Annotated in this window: 21 protein-coding genes; 12 read left to right on the forward strand and 9 right to left on the reverse strand. The window is 36.8% G+C overall.

What is annotated here, in order from left to right:
• Window positions 1-142: 142 nt before the first annotated feature.
• Window positions 143-1,042 carry an aldo/keto reductase family oxidoreductase gene (locus Q4496_RS05015; protein WP_303610017.1) on the reverse strand — a complete coding sequence of 300 codons (900 nt, stop codon included), beginning with the start codon at window positions 1,040-1,042 and terminating at the stop codon, window positions 143-145.
• 5 nt (window positions 1,043-1,047) lie between these two features.
• On the reverse strand, window positions 1,048-1,917 hold the full coding sequence (locus tag Q4496_RS05020) for a 1-acyl-sn-glycerol-3-phosphate acyltransferase (RefSeq protein WP_215973138.1): 870 nt from the start codon (window positions 1,915-1,917) through the stop codon (window positions 1,048-1,050).
• A gap of 160 nt (window positions 1,918-2,077) precedes the next feature.
• Between Q4496_RS05020 and Q4496_RS05025 the strand changes: the two genes are divergently transcribed.
• The 4 genes from Q4496_RS05025 (at window position 2,078) to panP (ending at window position 6,521) form a co-directional block, all read left to right on the forward strand.
• Window positions 2,078-3,025, forward strand: a complete 948-nt coding sequence (locus tag Q4496_RS05025; RefSeq protein WP_215973139.1) for an ABC transporter ATP-binding protein — start codon at window positions 2,078-2,080, stop codon at window positions 3,023-3,025.
• A 1-nt stretch (window position 3,026) separates the two neighbouring features.
• The gene (locus tag Q4496_RS05030) at window positions 3,027-3,791 is read left to right on the forward strand and encodes an ABC transporter permease (RefSeq protein ID WP_215973140.1); all 765 of its coding nucleotides are present in this window, start codon (window positions 3,027-3,029) and stop codon (window positions 3,789-3,791) included.
• Between the two features lie 17 nt (window positions 3,792-3,808).
• Window positions 3,809-4,525: a tRNA (guanosine(46)-N(7))-methyltransferase TrmB gene (locus Q4496_RS05035; protein WP_303610018.1), complete on the forward strand. Its 717-nt coding sequence runs from the start codon at window positions 3,809-3,811 to the stop codon at window positions 4,523-4,525.
• Between the two features lie 355 nt (window positions 4,526-4,880).
• Window positions 4,881-6,521 (forward strand): pyridoxal-dependent aspartate 1-decarboxylase PanP, encoded by a 1,641-nt coding sequence (gene panP / locus Q4496_RS05040; RefSeq protein WP_215973142.1) that lies wholly within the window; start codon window positions 4,881-4,883, stop codon window positions 6,519-6,521.
• 64 nt (window positions 6,522-6,585) lie between these two features.
• On the opposite strand, the gene panC is transcribed toward panP, so the two are convergent.
• The 7 genes from panC to dksA all read right to left on the reverse strand — a co-directional run bounded on the left by panC (window position 6,586) and on the right by dksA (window position 12,698).
• Window positions 6,586-7,443, reverse strand: a complete 858-nt coding sequence (panC, locus tag Q4496_RS05045) for a pantoate--beta-alanine ligase (protein WP_215973143.1) — start codon at window positions 7,441-7,443, stop codon at window positions 6,586-6,588.
• Window positions 7,444-7,535: 92 nt separating this feature from the next.
• Complete coding sequence (gene panB / locus Q4496_RS05050) at window positions 7,536-8,330, reverse strand: 3-methyl-2-oxobutanoate hydroxymethyltransferase (RefSeq protein ID WP_215973144.1); 795 nt, start codon at window positions 8,328-8,330, stop codon at window positions 7,536-7,538.
• Window positions 8,331-8,439: 109 nt separating this feature from the next.
• A complete protein-coding gene (gene folK / locus Q4496_RS05055; protein ID WP_215973145.1) occupies window positions 8,440-8,940 on the reverse strand; it encodes a 2-amino-4-hydroxy-6-hydroxymethyldihydropteridine diphosphokinase in 501 nt (166 codons plus the stop codon).
• 8 nt (window positions 8,941-8,948) lie between these two features.
• The gene (pcnB, locus tag Q4496_RS05060; protein ID WP_215973146.1) at window positions 8,949-10,514 is read right to left on the reverse strand and encodes a polynucleotide adenylyltransferase PcnB; all 1,566 of its coding nucleotides are present in this window, start codon (window positions 10,512-10,514) and stop codon (window positions 8,949-8,951) included.
• A 98-nt stretch (window positions 10,515-10,612) separates the two neighbouring features.
• A complete protein-coding gene (locus Q4496_RS05065; protein ID WP_303601269.1) occupies window positions 10,613-11,227 on the reverse strand; it encodes a flavin reductase family protein in 615 nt (204 codons plus the stop codon).
• Between the two features lie 51 nt (window positions 11,228-11,278).
• Window positions 11,279-12,241: a tRNA glutamyl-Q(34) synthetase GluQRS gene (gene gluQRS, locus Q4496_RS05070; protein WP_215973148.1), complete on the reverse strand. Its 963-nt coding sequence runs from the start codon at window positions 12,239-12,241 to the stop codon at window positions 11,279-11,281.
• Between the two features lie 10 nt (window positions 12,242-12,251).
• Complete coding sequence (gene dksA, locus Q4496_RS05075) at window positions 12,252-12,698, reverse strand: RNA polymerase-binding protein DksA (protein WP_159817693.1); 447 nt, start codon at window positions 12,696-12,698, stop codon at window positions 12,252-12,254.
• Window positions 12,699-13,339: 641 nt separating this feature from the next.
• Between dksA and rplN the strand changes: the two genes are divergently transcribed.
• From rplN to rpsE, 8 genes are read left to right on the forward strand one after another with little or no spacing between them, the layout of a single operon-like run.
• Window positions 13,340-13,708 (forward strand): 50S ribosomal protein L14, encoded by a 369-nt coding sequence (gene rplN, locus Q4496_RS05080; RefSeq protein ID WP_159817695.1) that lies wholly within the window; start codon window positions 13,340-13,342, stop codon window positions 13,706-13,708.
• A 12-nt stretch (window positions 13,709-13,720) separates the two neighbouring features.
• Window positions 13,721-14,035, forward strand: a complete 315-nt coding sequence (rplX, locus tag Q4496_RS05085) for a 50S ribosomal protein L24 (RefSeq protein ID WP_159817697.1) — start codon at window positions 13,721-13,723, stop codon at window positions 14,033-14,035.
• 12 nt (window positions 14,036-14,047) lie between these two features.
• A complete protein-coding gene (gene rplE, locus Q4496_RS05090) occupies window positions 14,048-14,593 on the forward strand; it encodes a 50S ribosomal protein L5 (RefSeq protein ID WP_215973149.1) in 546 nt (181 codons plus the stop codon).
• 4 nt (window positions 14,594-14,597) lie between these two features.
• On the forward strand, window positions 14,598-14,903 hold the full coding sequence (gene rpsN, locus Q4496_RS05095; protein ID WP_215973150.1) for a 30S ribosomal protein S14: 306 nt from the start codon (window positions 14,598-14,600) through the stop codon (window positions 14,901-14,903).
• A 13-nt stretch (window positions 14,904-14,916) separates the two neighbouring features.
• The gene (rpsH, locus tag Q4496_RS05100) at window positions 14,917-15,312 is read left to right on the forward strand and encodes a 30S ribosomal protein S8 (protein WP_215973151.1); all 396 of its coding nucleotides are present in this window, start codon (window positions 14,917-14,919) and stop codon (window positions 15,310-15,312) included.
• Window positions 15,313-15,322: 10 nt separating this feature from the next.
• Window positions 15,323-15,856 (forward strand): 50S ribosomal protein L6, encoded by a 534-nt coding sequence (gene rplF, locus Q4496_RS05105; protein ID WP_215973152.1) that lies wholly within the window; start codon window positions 15,323-15,325, stop codon window positions 15,854-15,856.
• Between the two features lie 9 nt (window positions 15,857-15,865).
• Window positions 15,866-16,219: a 50S ribosomal protein L18 gene (rplR, locus tag Q4496_RS05110; protein ID WP_215973153.1), complete on the forward strand. Its 354-nt coding sequence runs from the start codon at window positions 15,866-15,868 to the stop codon at window positions 16,217-16,219.
• 9 nt (window positions 16,220-16,228) lie between these two features.
• Entirely contained in the window at window positions 16,229-16,738 is a 510-nt protein-coding gene (rpsE, locus tag Q4496_RS05115; protein ID WP_215973154.1) for a 30S ribosomal protein S5, read from the forward strand.
• Window position 16,739: the final 1 nt, after the last annotated feature.

Consider the following 16,739-nt stretch of genomic DNA (forward strand, 5'->3'; position numbering starts at 1 on the left):
TTCCTTAATATATGATAGAGCAGCAATTTATCTGCATAGTATAAACAGAATAATAACGTATTTTTATATTAAGCTAAAAGAAAAGAACATAAAATTAATTATTTGGAGTAATTAAATAAGCGTATCTTAAGCCATTATTTTGTTAGGGAAGTGCTTGACCATTTCTCGCCTCGAGTAAACGATACCAGTCTATATGACTGTAATCTAATTCCTGTGAATTTTGTGCAACAATGATACGTTCAGCTGTGGTGGAGCCTATAATAGGATAAATACTAGCAGGATGTTTTAATAGCCAAGCTAAAATAAGTTGCCATGGTTGGCAGTTATATTTTAAAGCTTGTTGTGATAATTCAGCTTTGATTCGTTGCTCGTCAGCAGTTGAAAATGTATTTCCCCATGCAGGATAAGCAACACCTCCAAGAGGGCACCATGCAATAGGTGTTATGCCTAATTGTTGGCATTGATCTAAGGTGCCATCTGAAAAACTGCTAATATTATGAATATTGATTTCTATTTGATTCACTAATAAAGGGTCATCTAACGCTGATTGTAATAAAGCTACTTGCGAAGGCGAGAAGTTACTAACACCAAAATGCTTTACTTTACCGCTAGATTTTAATTGGATAAACGTTTCAGCTACATCTTGAGCGTTAAACAAATAATCAGGACGATGTAGTAGAAAGAGATCTAAATAGTCAGTATTAAGGCGTTTTAACGAGTTTTCTACACTGTTCGTAAGATAGTTTGACGAGAAGTCATAACGTTGAGGGTTTCGTCTAATACCTGCCTTTGAAGTGATTATTATATTATTACGTAAGTTTGGCGATTCTTTTAATACCTCGCCAAATAAACTTTCGCATTCACCATCACCATATATATCGGCATGGTCAAAGTGATTGTAGTTATTGTCAATGGCGGTATGAATAGCTAATTTACCTTTTGCACGATCATTAGCTGAGTTGTCACCGGCAATACGCATGCAACCGTAAATAAGACGAGAAGAGCCCGTTGTTGATAATTTTGATATTTGTTGAATTTTCATCTTTATTAGTGGTGAACGTTTGGTGTTAAGTGTAAAAAATATCCCTTACCAGCAAAAGTCAGTTGATAAGTGCTTTCATCGTTTACCAATTGTTTTTCTAATAATCCTTTTTCTACCAATAAGGCAAACATAGTTTTTGAAAGTTCAGTTAATTTGGCCTTAGTATTAATTTCCATTTCAGTCGCTACGCCTTTAAGTGAGTATAATGCTCGAATAATAGCAATTTCAGATTCAGAAATTAGCGGCAGTTGCCCGCTATATGGCGGGTACTGATCTTTAATAAACTTTCCATGGATACTTTTATAGGATGCTTGTATTGCTTGAATATCATCATCTTTATTATCGGTTAATTGAAAAGTATGAAAAACACCCGTCTCTTTAGTTTGATAATCTACTTTAGCGAGAAAAATAGGTAAATTACACCCTTGAGCAACATGATAAAAACCTGTTTTCCATTTAGTTACCGTGCCACGAGTACCTTCTGGTGTGAAAAGAAAAAATACTCTATTGCCTTTTTGAGAATCAATAAATGCTTTTATTTGATCAACTTGCCCTTGACCTTGTGACGTTCTATTTATTGGCATCGCACCTAACCACATTAATAAGGTGCCTAAAATAGGTGTTTTACATAAACTGTCTTTTATTGAAAAGTAGATTTTTACATCTTGTAATATAGCGGCCCCAAGCGCATAAACAAAATCCCAATTTGACGTGTGCGGTGCAGCTATTGCTACCCCTGCACCTTCTGGCGCTACTTTACATATTTTCCAACCCGCTAATGTAAACCATAATTTAAATAAATATTTTAAAAAGTATTTAGTAAATATGCCGTCAAAAATAGTTTTTTTGCGAATTGATAGAGCTTTGTTAGTCATGGAGTCACATCAGAAGGATGTATGAAAATAGTGAATATTATTATAGCATTGATTTTTTATTTTCTAATAGATTTATGCCACGGTTGAATTTACGATTATTAACACCATATTTAGTGTCTTTATCTATTTACGTTTCATCATTAATCCTTAAGGTATTACCATGACCAATGCAGTAGAAACTAATGCTTTGCAAATAAGCTCCCTTGTAAAAACCTATAAAGGCGGTTTTCAAGCGTTAAAAGGGATTGATTTAACGGTTAAACAAGGCGATTTTTTTGCACTACTTGGCCCTAATGGTGCTGGTAAATCTACCACCATAGGTGTGATCACTTCTTTGGTGAATAAAACTCAAGGCCAAGTAAAAGTATATGGGTATGATATAGATACCGACCTAGAAAAAGCAAAGTCATTTATTGGCTTAGTACCGCAAGAATTTAATTTTAACCAGTTTGAGCCACTTATTAATATTTTAGTTAACCAAGCAGGTTATTATGGTGTTGATAAAAAAACGGCTTTAGTTCGTGCTGAAAAATATTTGAAGCAATTAGAATTATGGGATAAACGTAACTCTGCTGGGCGTGAGTTATCTGGCGGTATGAAACGACGATTGATGATTGTTCGTGCTTTAATGCATGAGCCACAAATGCTGATCTTAGATGAGCCAACCGCTGGTGTAGATATAGAAATTCGTCGAGGCATGTGGGATTTCTTGCAGCAACTTAATGAGCAAGGCATTACGATTATTTTAACGACTCATTATTTGGAAGAAGCCGAAAGTTTGTGCCGTAATATCGCGATTATTGATGGTGGAAAAATTGTTGAAAATACCAGTATGAAAAGCTTGTTAGCACAATTAGATGGTGAAACCTTTGTGTTAGATTTACTCCCCTTTAAAAGTGAGATTGCCCTTAACGGTATTAGCTCTCGCAGGATTGATGATAGTACGTTAGAAATTGATTTACAGAAAAAACAAACGTTGAATTCAGTTTTTGAGCAATTATCTGCTCAAAATGTGGAAGTATTAAGTATGCGCAATAAGAGTAATCGATTAGAAGCTTTATTTGTTAACTTAATTACGAATAATAGCACCAAGAAAGAGGCTAAATAACATGAACAACTCTATTGCCTTAAAAAGCATTTTGAATAAAGAAACTCAACGCTTTATGCGTATTTGGGTACAAACTTTAGTACCACCAGCAATCACCATTAGCCTTTATTTTATTATTTTTGGTTCGCTTATAGGATCTCGTATAGGTGATATGGGCGGCGTTGATTATATGTCATTTATTGTACCAGGCTTGATTATGATGAGTGTCATTACAAACTCATATTCGAATGTAGCATCATCTTTTTTTAGTGCTAAATGGCAGCGTAATGTTGAAGAAATGTTAGTCGCTCCTGTACCTAATTGGGTTATTGTTGCTGGATATGTTGGCGGCGGTATGGCTCGTGGCATTTTGGTTGGCTTAATTGTTACCTTAGTATCATTATTATTTGTTGATATACAAATTCACAATGTGTGGGTAATTGTTGCAACGGTTACGCTAACATCGGCAACCTTTGCTTTAGGTGGCTTAATTAATGCTATTTTTGCTAGAACGTTTGATGATATTTCGATTATTCCAACTTTTATTTTAACGCCGTTGACATATCTTGGCGGTGTGTTTTATTCCATTAGTTTACTGCCTGAATTTTGGCAAGGTGTTTCTCAAGTTAACCCCATTGTTTATATGGTAAATGCTTTTAGATATGGATTTTTAGGTGTTACTGATGTGAGCATAGGTACCGCTTTTATGGTCATCGGTTTTTTTATCGTTACTTTATTTGCTATTGCAATGACGTTAATTAATAAAGGTATAGGCTTAAGAAGTTAAAGAGCATAGTTATTATTATGAAAGAAAATACAAAAATAGATGAGCTTGCTGGTGACTCTAAAGCGATTACCACTAATCAAAGTGGTATACATGAAAAGCTTGATGAAGTGGTGCAAAGGCATTTGACTCATCCTTTTCAAAAACCGTATCAAGTTCATACTCAAAAAGCCTTTGATGATATTAATGAACGAGTTAAAGCTTATATTGAAGGTAATCCTGATGGCAAAGTGATTCTTGATTCTTGTTGTGGTGTTGGACAAAGTACGCGTCTACTTGCATCATTAAATCCTGATGCATTAGTGATTGGCGTCGATAAGTCATCGAGTCGTATAGAGCGTAATGTTAAGGGGTTTGATGCTATAAATGGCTATCAAGCAGAGAACTTTCAGTTGGTAAGAGCTGATTTAAATGATTTCTATCGTTTGGTGAAAACGGCTAATTGGCCTATCAGCAAACATTATATTTTGTATCCTAATCCTTGGCCAAAATCAAAGCATTTGCAACGCCGTTGGCATGGTAGTGCGGTATTTCCAACCTTGATTAGCCTTGGTAAAGAAATTATTTTACGTAGTAATTGGCGATTATATTTAGAAGAGTTCCAACAAGCAGCTAATCATGTGGACTTAATTGGAGATATTTCTGCTTTGGAAATAGATGAGCAACCATTGACTCCATTTGAAGCTAAATATCAAGCAAGTGGTCAAATTTGCTGGCAATTATCTTTTACTCGTTAAGTATTAAAATAACTATTTTATGGCTTTTTTCACTATTATTTTATGTAGTAGATAATCATAATATTTATAATTCCTTTTAAATCAATTACTTGTTTTTATGGCATAACAATTGATTGCTCTTATGAATATAAAGGCATTTTAAGGAAGTAATGATGAAAGCGATGAAAAATAAAATCTTAATGATAATAACGATGTTAGTTATATTGGTACAGGTTGGATTAATTTATGTGAGTACATTAATTAGTTAACTGGTAATCGCTACTGCTGCTTTGCATTATTCAGAAAAAAGAAGACATTTAGCCATTTTTTTATTAAAGTTCACCACTTAAATATCTATACTTTTGAATGAACTCGTATGACTACGACGCCCAAGCGTACCGCCCAAGCTACACCAGCAGCCTTACATCGGATTTTTACCCTTGCGGAGAAACCCGATTCTACTTTAGGGCGCATTGAGCAAGAAATATCTCAAAACCTGCTCGGCTTTTTGAATAACCATATAGTGGCGAGTAAAAATGCGTTAACGGATATTGAGCAAGATTTTGTCTGCCCGCTTATTCCTGAGCAGCCAGAGTTCGTTTCTGATCATATGCACCACTTATTAGATAAGTTAGTGTCACAATCAGTTCATACTGCTAGTCCGACTTTTATCGGTCATATGACTTCAGCTTTACCTTCTTTTATTTTACCTTTATCTAAGTTGATGGTGGGTCTTAATCAGAACTTAGTAAAAGTAGAAACATCTAAAGCCTTCACGCCGTTAGAGCGACAAGTCGTCGGTATGATGCACAATTTAGTGTACAAAGAAAGTGAAAGCTTTTATCAAGCTTGGATGCATAGCGCAGAACATTCGCTAGGCGCTTTTTGCTCTGGTGGTACTGTTGCTAATATTACAGCACTCTGGGTCGCTCGTAATAAGTTACTTAAGGCTGAGGGTAGTTTTAAAGGAATTACTCGTTCAGGCTTATTTGCAGGCCTACAACATTATGGCTATCAAGGTTTAGTTATTCTTGTCTCAGAACGTGGTCATTATTCTTTGAAAAAGTCGGCCGATATACTCGGTATTGGGCAAGATAGCGTTATTGCCATTGAAACTGATGAAAATAATAAAATAAATTGTCAAAAACTAGCAGAAAAATGCGAAGAACTACAGAAGCTGAATATTAAAGTACTAGCCATCGTTGGTATTGCGGGCACAACTGAAACTGGTAATGTAGATCCTTTAAATGAAATGGCTGCAATTGCTAAACAACACGGATGCTATTTTCATGTGGATGCCGCGTGGGGTGGCGCAACCTTATTATCGAATAAACATCGACATATCCTTGCTGGTATTGAACATGCCGATTCAGTTACGATTGATGCGCATAAGCAAATGTATGTACCTATGGGAGTAGGGATGGTGTTATTTAAAGATCCTTCATCTGTTGAAGAAATCGAACATCATGCGGAGTATATTTTACGAAAAGGTTCAAAAGATTTAGGTAGTCACACCTTAGAAGGCTCTCGGGCAGGAATGGCGATGCTTGTTTATTCAAGCTTACATATTATTAGTCGACCAGGCTATGAAATGTTGATCAATCAGGCCATTGAAAAAGCAGAATATTTTGCCGAGATTATTCATCAGCATGATGACTTCGAATTGATTACAAAACCAGAATTATGTTTATTAACTTATCGTTATGTACCTAAATCAGTACAGCTTTTGCTATCTCAAGTTGATGAAACTAAGCAGAAAGAAATTAATGTTATTTTAGGTGAGCTGACACAGTTTATTCAAAAACGTCAACGTGAAGATGGTCACTCCTTTGTGTCAAGAACGCGTATTCAAGTCGCTCGTTATGGCGGCGAAAAAGTGATTGTTTTTCGTGTTGTCCTAGCTAACCCATTAACAAGAAAAAGCAATTTACGTGATATTCTTGCAGAGCAATGTAAATTGGCGCAAGAAAGTGAAATATTATTACCTAAATTATTTGATTTAGTAAAAGACAACTAATCTCTGGCTTGATATTGATGAGCTGATATCGGTTGTCTTGTTACTGTAAATGATTGTAGTTTTTTTATGATAGTTTAACCGGTAAATTATCAATTAGTCTTGCTTTACCTAAATAGGCCGCAGCTAAAATAACAATATTTTTATCGTTTGGTGAGGCTGGTGCTAATGTTTGTGCATGACATAAATTAATATAGTCAGTTTTTAAGCCAGCTTTATCAAGTTTTTCACTTGCTTGCATTAGCAATACGGCATAGTCTCTAGCTTGATGTCCGGCTTGTAATGCTTCGCTTAACCATAATAAGGTTTTGTATAATACCGGTGCTATTATGAGCTCTTCTGGTGTTAGGTAACCATTGCGTGAACTCATTGCTAGACCAGACTTCTCACGAATTATTTCCACAGGAATAATGTCAACAGGCATAGATAAATCTTCAACCATTGTTTGAATCACTTGCAGTTGTTGATAATCTTTAGAGCCAAAACAGGCAACATCAGGTTGGACTAAATTAAACAGCTTACAAACAACGGTGGCTACGCCACGGAAATGTCCTGGACGGCTGGCACCACAATATAAATCTGAGATATTAGGGACTTCTACATAGCTATTTTCACCAAAACCTTTAGGATAAATAACATCAGCTGTAGGTGTGAACAATAAGTCAGTATTTACCTTGAGTAAGCTTTCTTTATCTTGTGCCAAAGTTCTAGGATAATTATCAATATCCTCACTTAAACCAAACTGCATAGGATTAACAAAAATACTAACAATGACTTTGTCAGCATGTTTATGAGCGGCTTTTACTAAAGCTAGGTGGCCGTCATGCAAATTCCCCATTGTTGGTACAAATGCTATCGTTAAACCTTGCATGCGCCACGCTTTGACTTGTTCTCTTAAATCTTTAATATTTTCAACAGTGTTCATGGTATTCTCTTAAATATCAGTATGGAAATTTTGAATTACGCCAACATTTGGATTGTAATTCTTTCGCTTTGATACCTGTCTATATCGACTAGTTATTTAAAAATATGTTCTTCGCCTGGAAAATTTCCATTAGATACTTCGCTGATATAAAGCTCAATCGCTTTTTTAATATCGCCAGTTTCTTTGATGAAATTTCGAGAGAATTTAGGCATATAACTACAAGAAATACCTAAAGCATCATGCATAACTAATATTTGTCCATCGGTATCTTTACCTGCTCCAATACCAATAGTGGGAATTGATACAGCCGCAGAAATGGCTTTGCCAAGTGGGGCAGGGATGCATTCTAGTACTAATAATTGTGCACCCGCGGCTTCAAGCGCCAAAGCGTCTTCAATCATTATCTTTGCGTGTTCATCACTACGACCTTGTACTTTAAAGCCACCAAAAACATTGACAGATTGTGGTGTTAAGCCTAAATGAGCACAAACAGGAATACCACGTTCAACTAAAGCTTTTATAGTGCTGGCTAACCAAGTGCCACCTTCCATTTTTACCATACTAGCGCCAGCTTGCATTAACTTTGTTGCATTGGTTAATGCTTGCTCTGTGGTGGCGTAGGTCATAAAAGGCATATCACCAATAATAAGTGTATTTTCTGCACCTCGTTTAACACATTCAGTATGGTAAACCATGTGGTCAATAGTGACAGGCAGAGTATCATCTCGTCCTTGAAGGACCATGCCCAATGAATCGCCAATTAAGATAGCGTGAATACCTGCTTGATCGAAAAGCTGAGCAAAACTTGCATCATAAGCGGTGATAGTTGAAATTTTTTCGCCTTGTTGTTTCATTTTTAACAAGGTAGATGTGGTTATTTTAGCCATATAGTTCTCAATTCATCTGTTGAGTTAATTGGTTTGGGTTGTTAGTTAAGCTGAGCCTTGACTCAATCGCGCTACTTTCGCACAAATATTTTTCAACTGCAATGATCCGCTAGTATTCGCTTAGTTTTATCATTGAATTGACAGAAATGTTTTGACTTAGAGAAGATATGTTTTGGCCATTAGGTAATTGTAATAAAGGGGAAATTTCAGCTAATGGTATTAAAACAAATTCACGTTCGGTCATACCATAGTGAGGTATGACTAAGCGTTCAGAATTGATAACTTGATTGCCAAATAACAGGATGTCTAGATCTAAAATGCGGGCACCCCAACGGTTTTCTTTACGTACTCTGCCAAATTCATTTTCAATAGCTTGTAAAGCGTCTAATAATTCAATAGGCGATAGTGACGTTTCAAGGCTTAAAACAGCATTAATATAGTTATCTTGATCTTGAGGGCCCATCGGTTTACTAAGGTATAAAGAAGAAACCGAAAGAATACTGCTTTGTGTTATTTTTCTAATTGCTTTAATTGCATTTTTAACTTGTTCTATTGGCTCAGATAAATTACTACCTAAGCCAATATAAGCAATAGTTGATGTCGTTGTCATGAGTATTATTAGTCAACAGTAGCTTGGTTAGTCGGTTTACGTCGTTTTCTTGGCGTACGTCTTTTCGCTCCTGGTGAGCTTTTGATTCCTTTAACCATTTGTTCTTGAGCTTCATGACTAACATTTTGAAAGTCAGTCCACCATTTTGATAACTCGGTTAGGTGCCCATTGTCTTTTTCAACTTCAGCACGTAACAAGAGAAAGTCGTATCCTGCTCTAAACTTAGGGTGTTCAAAAGTTTTGAATGCTTTTTTACCTTCTCGACGTTCTAATTTCTCTTGTAAAATCCAGATGTCTTTCATGACACTTTGAAAACGCTTAGGAATAGCGATGCTTTGCTGCTGCTCAGGCATTATTTCGCTTAAAGCAGCAAAAAATGCATCTTGAGGTGATAATTGGCGATTAGCATTTATCTGACGAATATAGTTCTGTAATGAATACCAAAGCATGGCTGCAAATAAAAATGCAGGTGTTACACGTTGATCATTATTAATACGGTTATCTGTATTTGTCATTGCTTGAATAATGAAGCGTTCTAGTTGCTCGCTATTGCCTTCTGAGTGATTATCTAATGCTAGATTAACTGCAGGAAAGAAAAAACCAAATAATTGGTATTTACGTAATTGTTTATAGTTAGCAACGGCTTTGCCCGAAATAAACATTTTTAAAAACTCTTCAAACATTCTAGCAGCAGGAATATTTGCCATTAATGGTGCCAGCTCTGTAATTGGTTGCTGAGTTTCTTTAGCTATTTTCATATCTAGCTTAGTGGCAAAACGGATAGCACGAAGCATGCGTACTGGATCTTCTCTGTAACGAGTTTCTGGATCGCCAATTAAACGGATAACTTTGTCTTCTACATCTTTTACACCATTCGCGAAATCTAAGACTTTAAAATCTTTAGATGAGTAATAAAGTGCGTTGATGGTGAAATCTCTACGTTCAGCATCTTCATCAATGGTGCCGTAAATATTGTCACGTAATAACATACCATCATCGTTTTGTTTCGAGGTTTTGGTACTGTCCTTTCCTTTTTGACCTTCACTGTCGTGGTGCCCTCGAAAGGTGGCGACCTCAATGATTTCTCGACCAAAAACAATATGCGCTAGTCGAAACCGGCGACCTATTAAACGACAGTTTCTAAATAAGCCTTTAATTTCGTCAGGCGTAGCATTGGTTGCAATATCAAAGTCTTTAGGTTTTTGACCCAATAAAATATCGCGAACACCACCACCAACAAGATAAGCATCAAAACCGCCTTTGTTTAGCCGATATAATACTTTAAGCGCATTTGGGCTAATTAATTGGCGAGATACTGGATGTTGATCACGTGTAAGTACAATGGGTTGTTCGAGTGTTGTGACGTGATTGTTAACGATAGCTTTTTTACTGGTATTTTTAGTAAAAACCTTTTTACATAAATTAATGACGCGTTTGATAATCGCAAACCTTTTATTAAGAGTAGGAAGTATATGAAAAATTATCTTGTTAGATACATGTAATGATATAACAAACTTGTAACAAAGAGAATGAAAAAGCAGCTGTTTTTTATTTACAACTGCTTTAACTATCATATCAATGCTACCTTAAGTGATAATATTAATGCCAAAGGCATAGGTAATAAGGTAGCACTTAGATATTTATTATCGCTATATCAATTACTACATTAATATTATTTGGGTCTACTAATCTCAAAAGGATTATTAATCGTTGCGTATTCAGCACCACCAAGACGAGCTAATGGCTGAATTTTATCGGCATGTACTTTGATTCGTTGCTTTTCATCAACATCAACGACGTTATCATTAATATAGACTTGCTTAACTTCAACAAAAATTAAGCTTTGTGGTACATCACCTAACGGTTTTATTTCATATAACTCACAACCGTAAGCAATGTCGCATTGTGCAATTCTTGGTAGGGAAAAATTAGCAAACTCAGTAGTTTTTATTCCTGCATCAGTAAGCTCCGATTCACCATGCGCTAATGTTTGTGCGGTTTGTGTAACTAAGCTAGCATGTTGTTCTGAAGCAATGTGAATCACGACTTTTTTATTTTTAATAATGTTAGTTAAAGTATCTTTATCATCGCCATTAGGTTTTTTACCTACTGATAACATTAAAATAGGAGGTGCACTAGATACTGCAGTAAAGTAAGAAAATGGCGCTAGATTAAATGAACCATTACCTGAATCAGTTAAGGCCCACGCAATCGGGCGAGGAATGATGGTTTGTGTCATTAAATGATAGCGTTGGTTTGCGCTGAAAGCTGAAAAGTCAAAATTCATATATGAGTCCATGTTTTTATTAAGGTAAATATTCGTTGTATCAGTTGATAATTATTCGTCATTGTCGCTAAGGTCAATGTTTATTGCTTTGACCTTAGCTACTTTTTCTCTATTCCAGTGTTTAATTGCCCAATTGATAATGTTAGGGACTTGTTCATGAGTTAAATCCGGATCAGGAATTTGTCCTAAAAAATTTAGTGCAGCGATTAATGCTGGTTGAGGATTATTATTATCAATAGCTGTGGCTTTATTTTGCTTGCTAAGTTTAAAGCCTTGCTTAGTTATAGCCAGTGGTATATGCCCGTATTGAGGCGGTTTTTTATTAAGTGTGGCATACAAGGTTAGTTGCCTCGCTGTCGGCTCAAGTAAATCACAGCCTCGAATAACATGACTTATATTTTGGTAAATATCATCGTGAACAACTGCAAGTTGGTAAGCAAATAGATTATCTTTTCGGTGTATTATGAAGTCTTCTTCAGCCAATCTTTTATCACAAGATATATTACCCTGAAAAATATCTTTAAATTGATACAAACCATATTGATTAATAAGGCGAGTAGCACTATTTTCTTTTGCATTGTTTAGGGGACGACAATGTCCTTGATATATACCACCAAGCTTTTTAATTTCATTTCGTGTGCATTGACAATAATAACTTAGGTGTTGTTGCTGTAGTTCATTTAAAATATGCTTATATCGGTCAGTTTGTTGGCTTTGGTAGAGAATATCTTCATCCCAATGTAAGCCAAATGCTTCTAGCGTTTTTAAAATCGCGGTACTAGCGCCAACTTTTTCTCGGGGAGGATCGATGTCTTCTATTCGAACTAACCATTTACCTGGGTTACCGTTTGAGTCAACGGATGCTTTAGCATCTAAAAAACTTGCTAATGCGGCGATCAATGAACCAAAGTGTAATAAGCCAGAAGGTGAAGGAGCAAAACGACCACGATAACTATCTTGCGATAATAACGATGGTCGCTTTATATCTTGAGGGTTTTTCTGTAAAGCTTGCAAAACGAATGGCTTAGCCAGCCATTTGACGTTCTTTTATTTCTGCTAGAGTTTTACATTCTATGCAAAGATCAGCAGTAGGTCTTGCTTCTAAACGGCGAATACCGATATCAATACCACAAGACTTACAGAAGCCAAACTCATCTTCTTCTATTAACTGTAACGTTTTCTCAATTTTCTTAATGAGTTTACGTTCACGATCTCGAGTACGTAATTCTAGACTAAACTCTTCTTCTTGTGCTGCTCTATCAACCGGATCAGGGAAGTTTGCGGCTTCATCTTGCATGTGAGTTACGGTACGGTCTACTTCTTCACGTAATTGTACACGCCACGCATCTAAAATCTTTTTAAAATGTACTTTTTGGGGCTCACCCATATATTCTTCATTAGCTTTTTCTTGGTATGGCTCTACGCCTGCTAATGCTAAAATACCTAATGCTTTATTTTTACCTGTTGGCATGCTGAATCTCCTAATACTACAAAGACCAAGGTTGTTTGGCTGTAACACCATTTAACATTTATTCTTGGTTGTAATTGCCAATATCAATGATGTAACTTATTTAATATAGACTTAAAATATCAGGTCTATATTGTATCACACATGATGAAAATCAATGTTTTCGATTAATAAAAGCAAAAATAAAATTATTAACCTTATTTATCAATATGTTGTTTATCAAAAAAGTTTGAATTTAACTTAATGAAAAGCGTCGAACTTAATGTGTTATATATAGTACTTCTTTTTTGCGCAAGCATTATTAGCAAGTTTTACAGGTGTTCGTCAATAACTATTACAGCTTAATAAACATAATTTTTTATTTAATAACCTATAAATTCAGGGCAAATAAATAAACTATAATAATATTGTTCATTTTTTAGTTAATTAAACTATCACTTTGTAATTAGCGGTGGTATAATCTCGCGCCCATTAACTTTGAGTGTTTGACTTCTGTCAGTGCTTTAATGTGTTTGGGAAGTCTTTTTAGGCAGTGACGGGTCAAATTTCTGGCCTTGAATTTTAATTTATCTTAATGATTTATATTTATTTTTCTATATATTGGGAAGTAAGTGGGTTAAAAGATAACAGCGGAGCAAAAATCAATGATCCAAATGCAATCACAGCTTAATGTTGCTGATAACAGTGGCGCTAAGCGTGTTCAATGTATAAAGGTTCTTGGTGGCTCGCACCGTCGCTATGCACGCATTGGTGATATCATCAAAGTTGCCGTAAAGGAAGCAAGTCCTCGCGGTAAAGTAAAAAAAGGTGATGTTCACACTGCGGTAGTGGTGCGCACTAAGAAAGGTGTTCGTCGTACAGATGGTTCTGCTATCCGTTTCGATGAAAACGCGGCTGTAATGCTTAATGCAAGCTTACAACCAATTGGTACTCGTATTTTTGGGCCAGTGACACGTGAACTTCGTAATGAAAAATTTATGAAGATCGTATCATTAGCACCAGAAGTACTATAAGGAGTCACGATAATGGCATCTAAGATTCGTCGTGATGATGAAGTAGTTATACTTGCAGGTAAAGACAAGGGCAAAACTGGTAAAGTTACTAAAGTTCTTGTTGAAAGCGGCAAAGTATTCGTAGAAGGCGTAAACTTAATCAAAAAACACACTAAGCCTGTACCTCAGTTACAGCAGCCTGGTGGGATTATTGAAAAAGAAGCACCTTTACAAGTATCTAACGTAGCTATCCTTAACCCTAAATCGGGCAAGGCTGACCGCGTTGGTTTTAGATTTGAAGACGGCAAAAAAGTACGTTTCTTTAAATCTGATAACGAATTAATTTAATTGGAGTAAACGATGGCGAAACTGCATGATTTTTATAAAGATACAGTTGTAGCTGACCTTCAAGCGAAGTTCGGTTATAAAAGTGTCATGCAAGTCCCTCGGATTGAAAAGATCACCCTTAACATGGGTGTTGGTGAGGCAATTTCTGATAAGAAAGTGCTAGAACACGCCACGAATGATCTTACTGCAATCTCAGGTCAAAAGCCGGTCACGACAGTAGCACGCAAATCAGTTGCGGGCTTCAAAATTCGTGAAGGCTATCCTATAGGCACAAAAGTAACTCTACGCGGCGAGCGTATGTGGGAATTTTTAGAGCGTTTAATCTCTATTTCTATTCCTCGTATCCGTGACTTCCGTGGCTTAAACCCTAAGTCATTTGATGGTCGTGGTAATTACAGCATGGGCGTTCGTGAGCAAATCATCTTCCCTGAAATCAATTATGATAAAATTGATAAAATTCGCGGATTAGATATCACTATTACTACTAGCGCGAAAGATAACGAAGAAGGACATGCATTATTGTCTGCCTTCAACTTCCCGTTCAAGAAGAAGGTGTAGAGTTATGGCTAAATCGTCAATGAAAGCTCGTGAAGATAAAAGAACTAAGTTAGTAGCACAATACGCTGAAAAGCGTGCTGCGTTAAAAGCAATCATCTCTGGTGTTAATTCTTCTGAAGAAGAACGCTGGGATGCTGTATTGAAACTTCAAAGTTTACCTCGTGATTCATCAAGTAGCCGTCAACGTAATCGTTGTAATGTTACTGGACGTCCACATGGTTACTTACGCAAATTTGGTTTAAGCCGTATTAAATTACGCGAAACTATGATGCGTGGTGAAGTTCCAGGTCTTAAGAAAGCTAGTTGGTAATTCACGGGAGTAAATGGTTATGATGACTGATCCTATCGCGGACATGTTTACACGCATCCGCAACGGTCAATCTGCAGCAAAAGTTGCAGTAAAAATGCCATCTTCAAAAGTTAAAGTTGCAATTGCTAACTTACTTAAAGAAGAAGGCTATATTTCAGATTATTCAGTTACTGGTGATGTTAAACCAGAATTAGCTGTAACGTTGAAGTATTTTGAAGGTAAAGAAGTAATTGAAGTGATCAAACGTGTTTCACGTCCTGGTCTTCGTGTATACAAAAACTGTAATGAACTTCCTAAAGTTCTTGCAGGAATGGGTATTGCGATAATTTCGACTTCTAAAGGTTTGATGACGGATCGTGCTGCTCGCTCTGCGGGTATTGGCGGTGAAGTTCTTGGTTTCGTAGAGTAAGGAGAATAATATGTCTCGTGTTGCAAAAGCACCTGTCGATGTTCCTGCTGGCGTTACCGTTACGTTATCAGGTCAAAATATCACAGTTAAAGGTCCAGTAGGTGAATTATCACGTACGATTCATAGTTTTGTTGCGGTTTCTCAAGAAGAGAACCAAATCATTACTAACATCGCGTGTGATGAAAGAAATGCATGGGCACAAGCCGGTACTGCTCGCGCTTTAATCAATAATATGGTTGAAGGTGTTAGTAAAGGTTTTGAAAAGAAATTGGTTTTACAGGGTGTTGGTTACCGTGCAAAAGCCGCTGGTAAATCTGTAGATTTATCATTAGGTTTTTCACACCCAATCAATCACGCAATTCCTGATGGAATTACTGTTGAAACTCCTAGCCAAACTGAAATCATACTGAAAGGTTGTGATAAGCATTTAGTTGGTCAAACCGCAGCGAACATTCGTGCATACCGTAAGCCAGAGCCTTATAAAGGTAAAGGTGTACGTTATTCTGATGAACACGTTCGTCGTAAAGAAGCTAAGAAGAAGTAGGGTAATACTATGGATAAGAAAACATCTCGTTTGCGCCGCGCTAAACGCGCACGCGCAAAAATTAGCGAGTTGGGTGCGAATCGTTTAGTTATATTCCGTACTCCTCGTCACATTTACGCTCAATTGATCGCGCCAACTGGCTCTGAGGTTATCGCATCTGCGTCAACTTTAGACAAAGAAGTTAGTGCACAAGTTGAAAACACAGGTAATGTTGCAGCAGCAACTGCAGTAGGTAAAGCAATCGCTGAACGTGCTGTAGCAAAAGGTATCTCTAAGATAGCTTTTGATCGCTCTGGTTTCCTTTATCATGGTCGCGTTAAAGCATTAGCAGAAGCAGCTCGCGAAGCTGGTCTTCAGTTCTAGGGGTTGATAATGGCTAATCATAATCAAGAAAACTCACAACAAAGTGATATGGCTGAAAAGCTAATCGCAGTTAACCGCGTATCTAAAGTGGTTAAAGGTGGTCGTATTTTCAGTTTCACTGCACTAACAGTAGTTGGTGACGGTAATGGTCGTGTTGGTTTTGGCTACGGTAAAGCACGTGAAGTGCCTGCTGCAATCCAAAAAGCAATGGAAAAAGCACACCGTAACATAGTAAACGTTGACCTGAAGGGTACTACTCTTCAGCATGTCATTATTGGCAAGCACTCTGGCTCTAAAGTTTACATGCAACCAGCTTCTGAAGGTACAGGTATCATCGCCGGTGGCGCGATGCGTGCAGTACTTGAAGTTGCAGGCGTTCAGAACGTATTGTCAAAAGCATACGGCTCTACTAACCCAATCAACGTAGTTCGTGCTACTGTTTCTGCTTTGACGAATATGCATTCGCCAGAAAGCATGGCAGCTAAACGCGGCAAAAGCGTTGCAGACATTTTGGGGTAAT

The sequence above is a fragment of the Colwellia sp. 5_MG-2023 genome (genome assembly GCF_030547795.1).
Taxonomy (GTDB): Bacteria; Pseudomonadota; Gammaproteobacteria; order Enterobacterales; family Alteromonadaceae; genus Colwellia.

Coding starts and splice junctions, on each gene's coding strand:
- Q4496_RS05015 (WP_303610017.1), bottom strand. CDS start 1,042: ATGAAAATTCAACAAATATCAAAATTATCAACAACGGGCTCTTCTCGT.
- Q4496_RS05020 (WP_215973138.1), bottom strand. CDS start 1,917: ATGACTAACAAAGCTCTATCAATTCGCAAAAAAACTATTTTTGACGGC.
- Q4496_RS05025 (WP_215973139.1), top strand. CDS start 2,078: ATGACCAATGCAGTAGAAACTAATGCTTTGCAAATAAGCTCCCTTGTA.
- Q4496_RS05030 (WP_215973140.1), top strand. CDS start 3,027: ATGAACAACTCTATTGCCTTAAAAAGCATTTTGAATAAAGAAACTCAA.
- Q4496_RS05035 (WP_303610018.1), top strand. CDS start 3,809: ATGAAAGAAAATACAAAAATAGATGAGCTTGCTGGTGACTCTAAAGCG.
- panP (WP_215973142.1), top strand. CDS start 4,881: ATGACTACGACGCCCAAGCGTACCGCCCAAGCTACACCAGCAGCCTTA.
- panC (WP_215973143.1), bottom strand. CDS start 7,443: ATGAACACTGTTGAAAATATTAAAGATTTAAGAGAACAAGTCAAAGCG.
- panB (WP_215973144.1), bottom strand. CDS start 8,330: ATGGCTAAAATAACCACATCTACCTTGTTAAAAATGAAACAACAAGGC.
- folK (WP_215973145.1), bottom strand. CDS start 8,940: ATGACAACGACATCAACTATTGCTTATATTGGCTTAGGTAGTAATTTA.
- pcnB (WP_215973146.1), bottom strand. CDS start 10,514: ATGATAGTTAAAGCAGTTGTAAATAAAAAACAGCTGCTTTTTCATTCT.
- Q4496_RS05065 (WP_303601269.1), bottom strand. CDS start 11,227: ATGAATTTTGACTTTTCAGCTTTCAGCGCAAACCAACGCTATCATTTA.
- dksA (WP_159817693.1), bottom strand. CDS start 12,698: ATGCCAACAGGTAAAAATAAAGCATTAGGTATTTTAGCATTAGCAGGC.
- rplN (WP_159817695.1), top strand. CDS start 13,340: ATGATCCAAATGCAATCACAGCTTAATGTTGCTGATAACAGTGGCGCT.
- rplX (WP_159817697.1), top strand. CDS start 13,721: ATGGCATCTAAGATTCGTCGTGATGATGAAGTAGTTATACTTGCAGGT.
- rplE (WP_215973149.1), top strand. CDS start 14,048: ATGGCGAAACTGCATGATTTTTATAAAGATACAGTTGTAGCTGACCTT.
- rpsN (WP_215973150.1), top strand. CDS start 14,598: ATGGCTAAATCGTCAATGAAAGCTCGTGAAGATAAAAGAACTAAGTTA.
- rpsH (WP_215973151.1), top strand. CDS start 14,917: ATGGTTATGATGACTGATCCTATCGCGGACATGTTTACACGCATCCGC.
- rplF (WP_215973152.1), top strand. CDS start 15,323: ATGTCTCGTGTTGCAAAAGCACCTGTCGATGTTCCTGCTGGCGTTACC.
- rplR (WP_215973153.1), top strand. CDS start 15,866: ATGGATAAGAAAACATCTCGTTTGCGCCGCGCTAAACGCGCACGCGCA.
- rpsE (WP_215973154.1), top strand. CDS start 16,229: ATGGCTAATCATAATCAAGAAAACTCACAACAAAGTGATATGGCTGAA.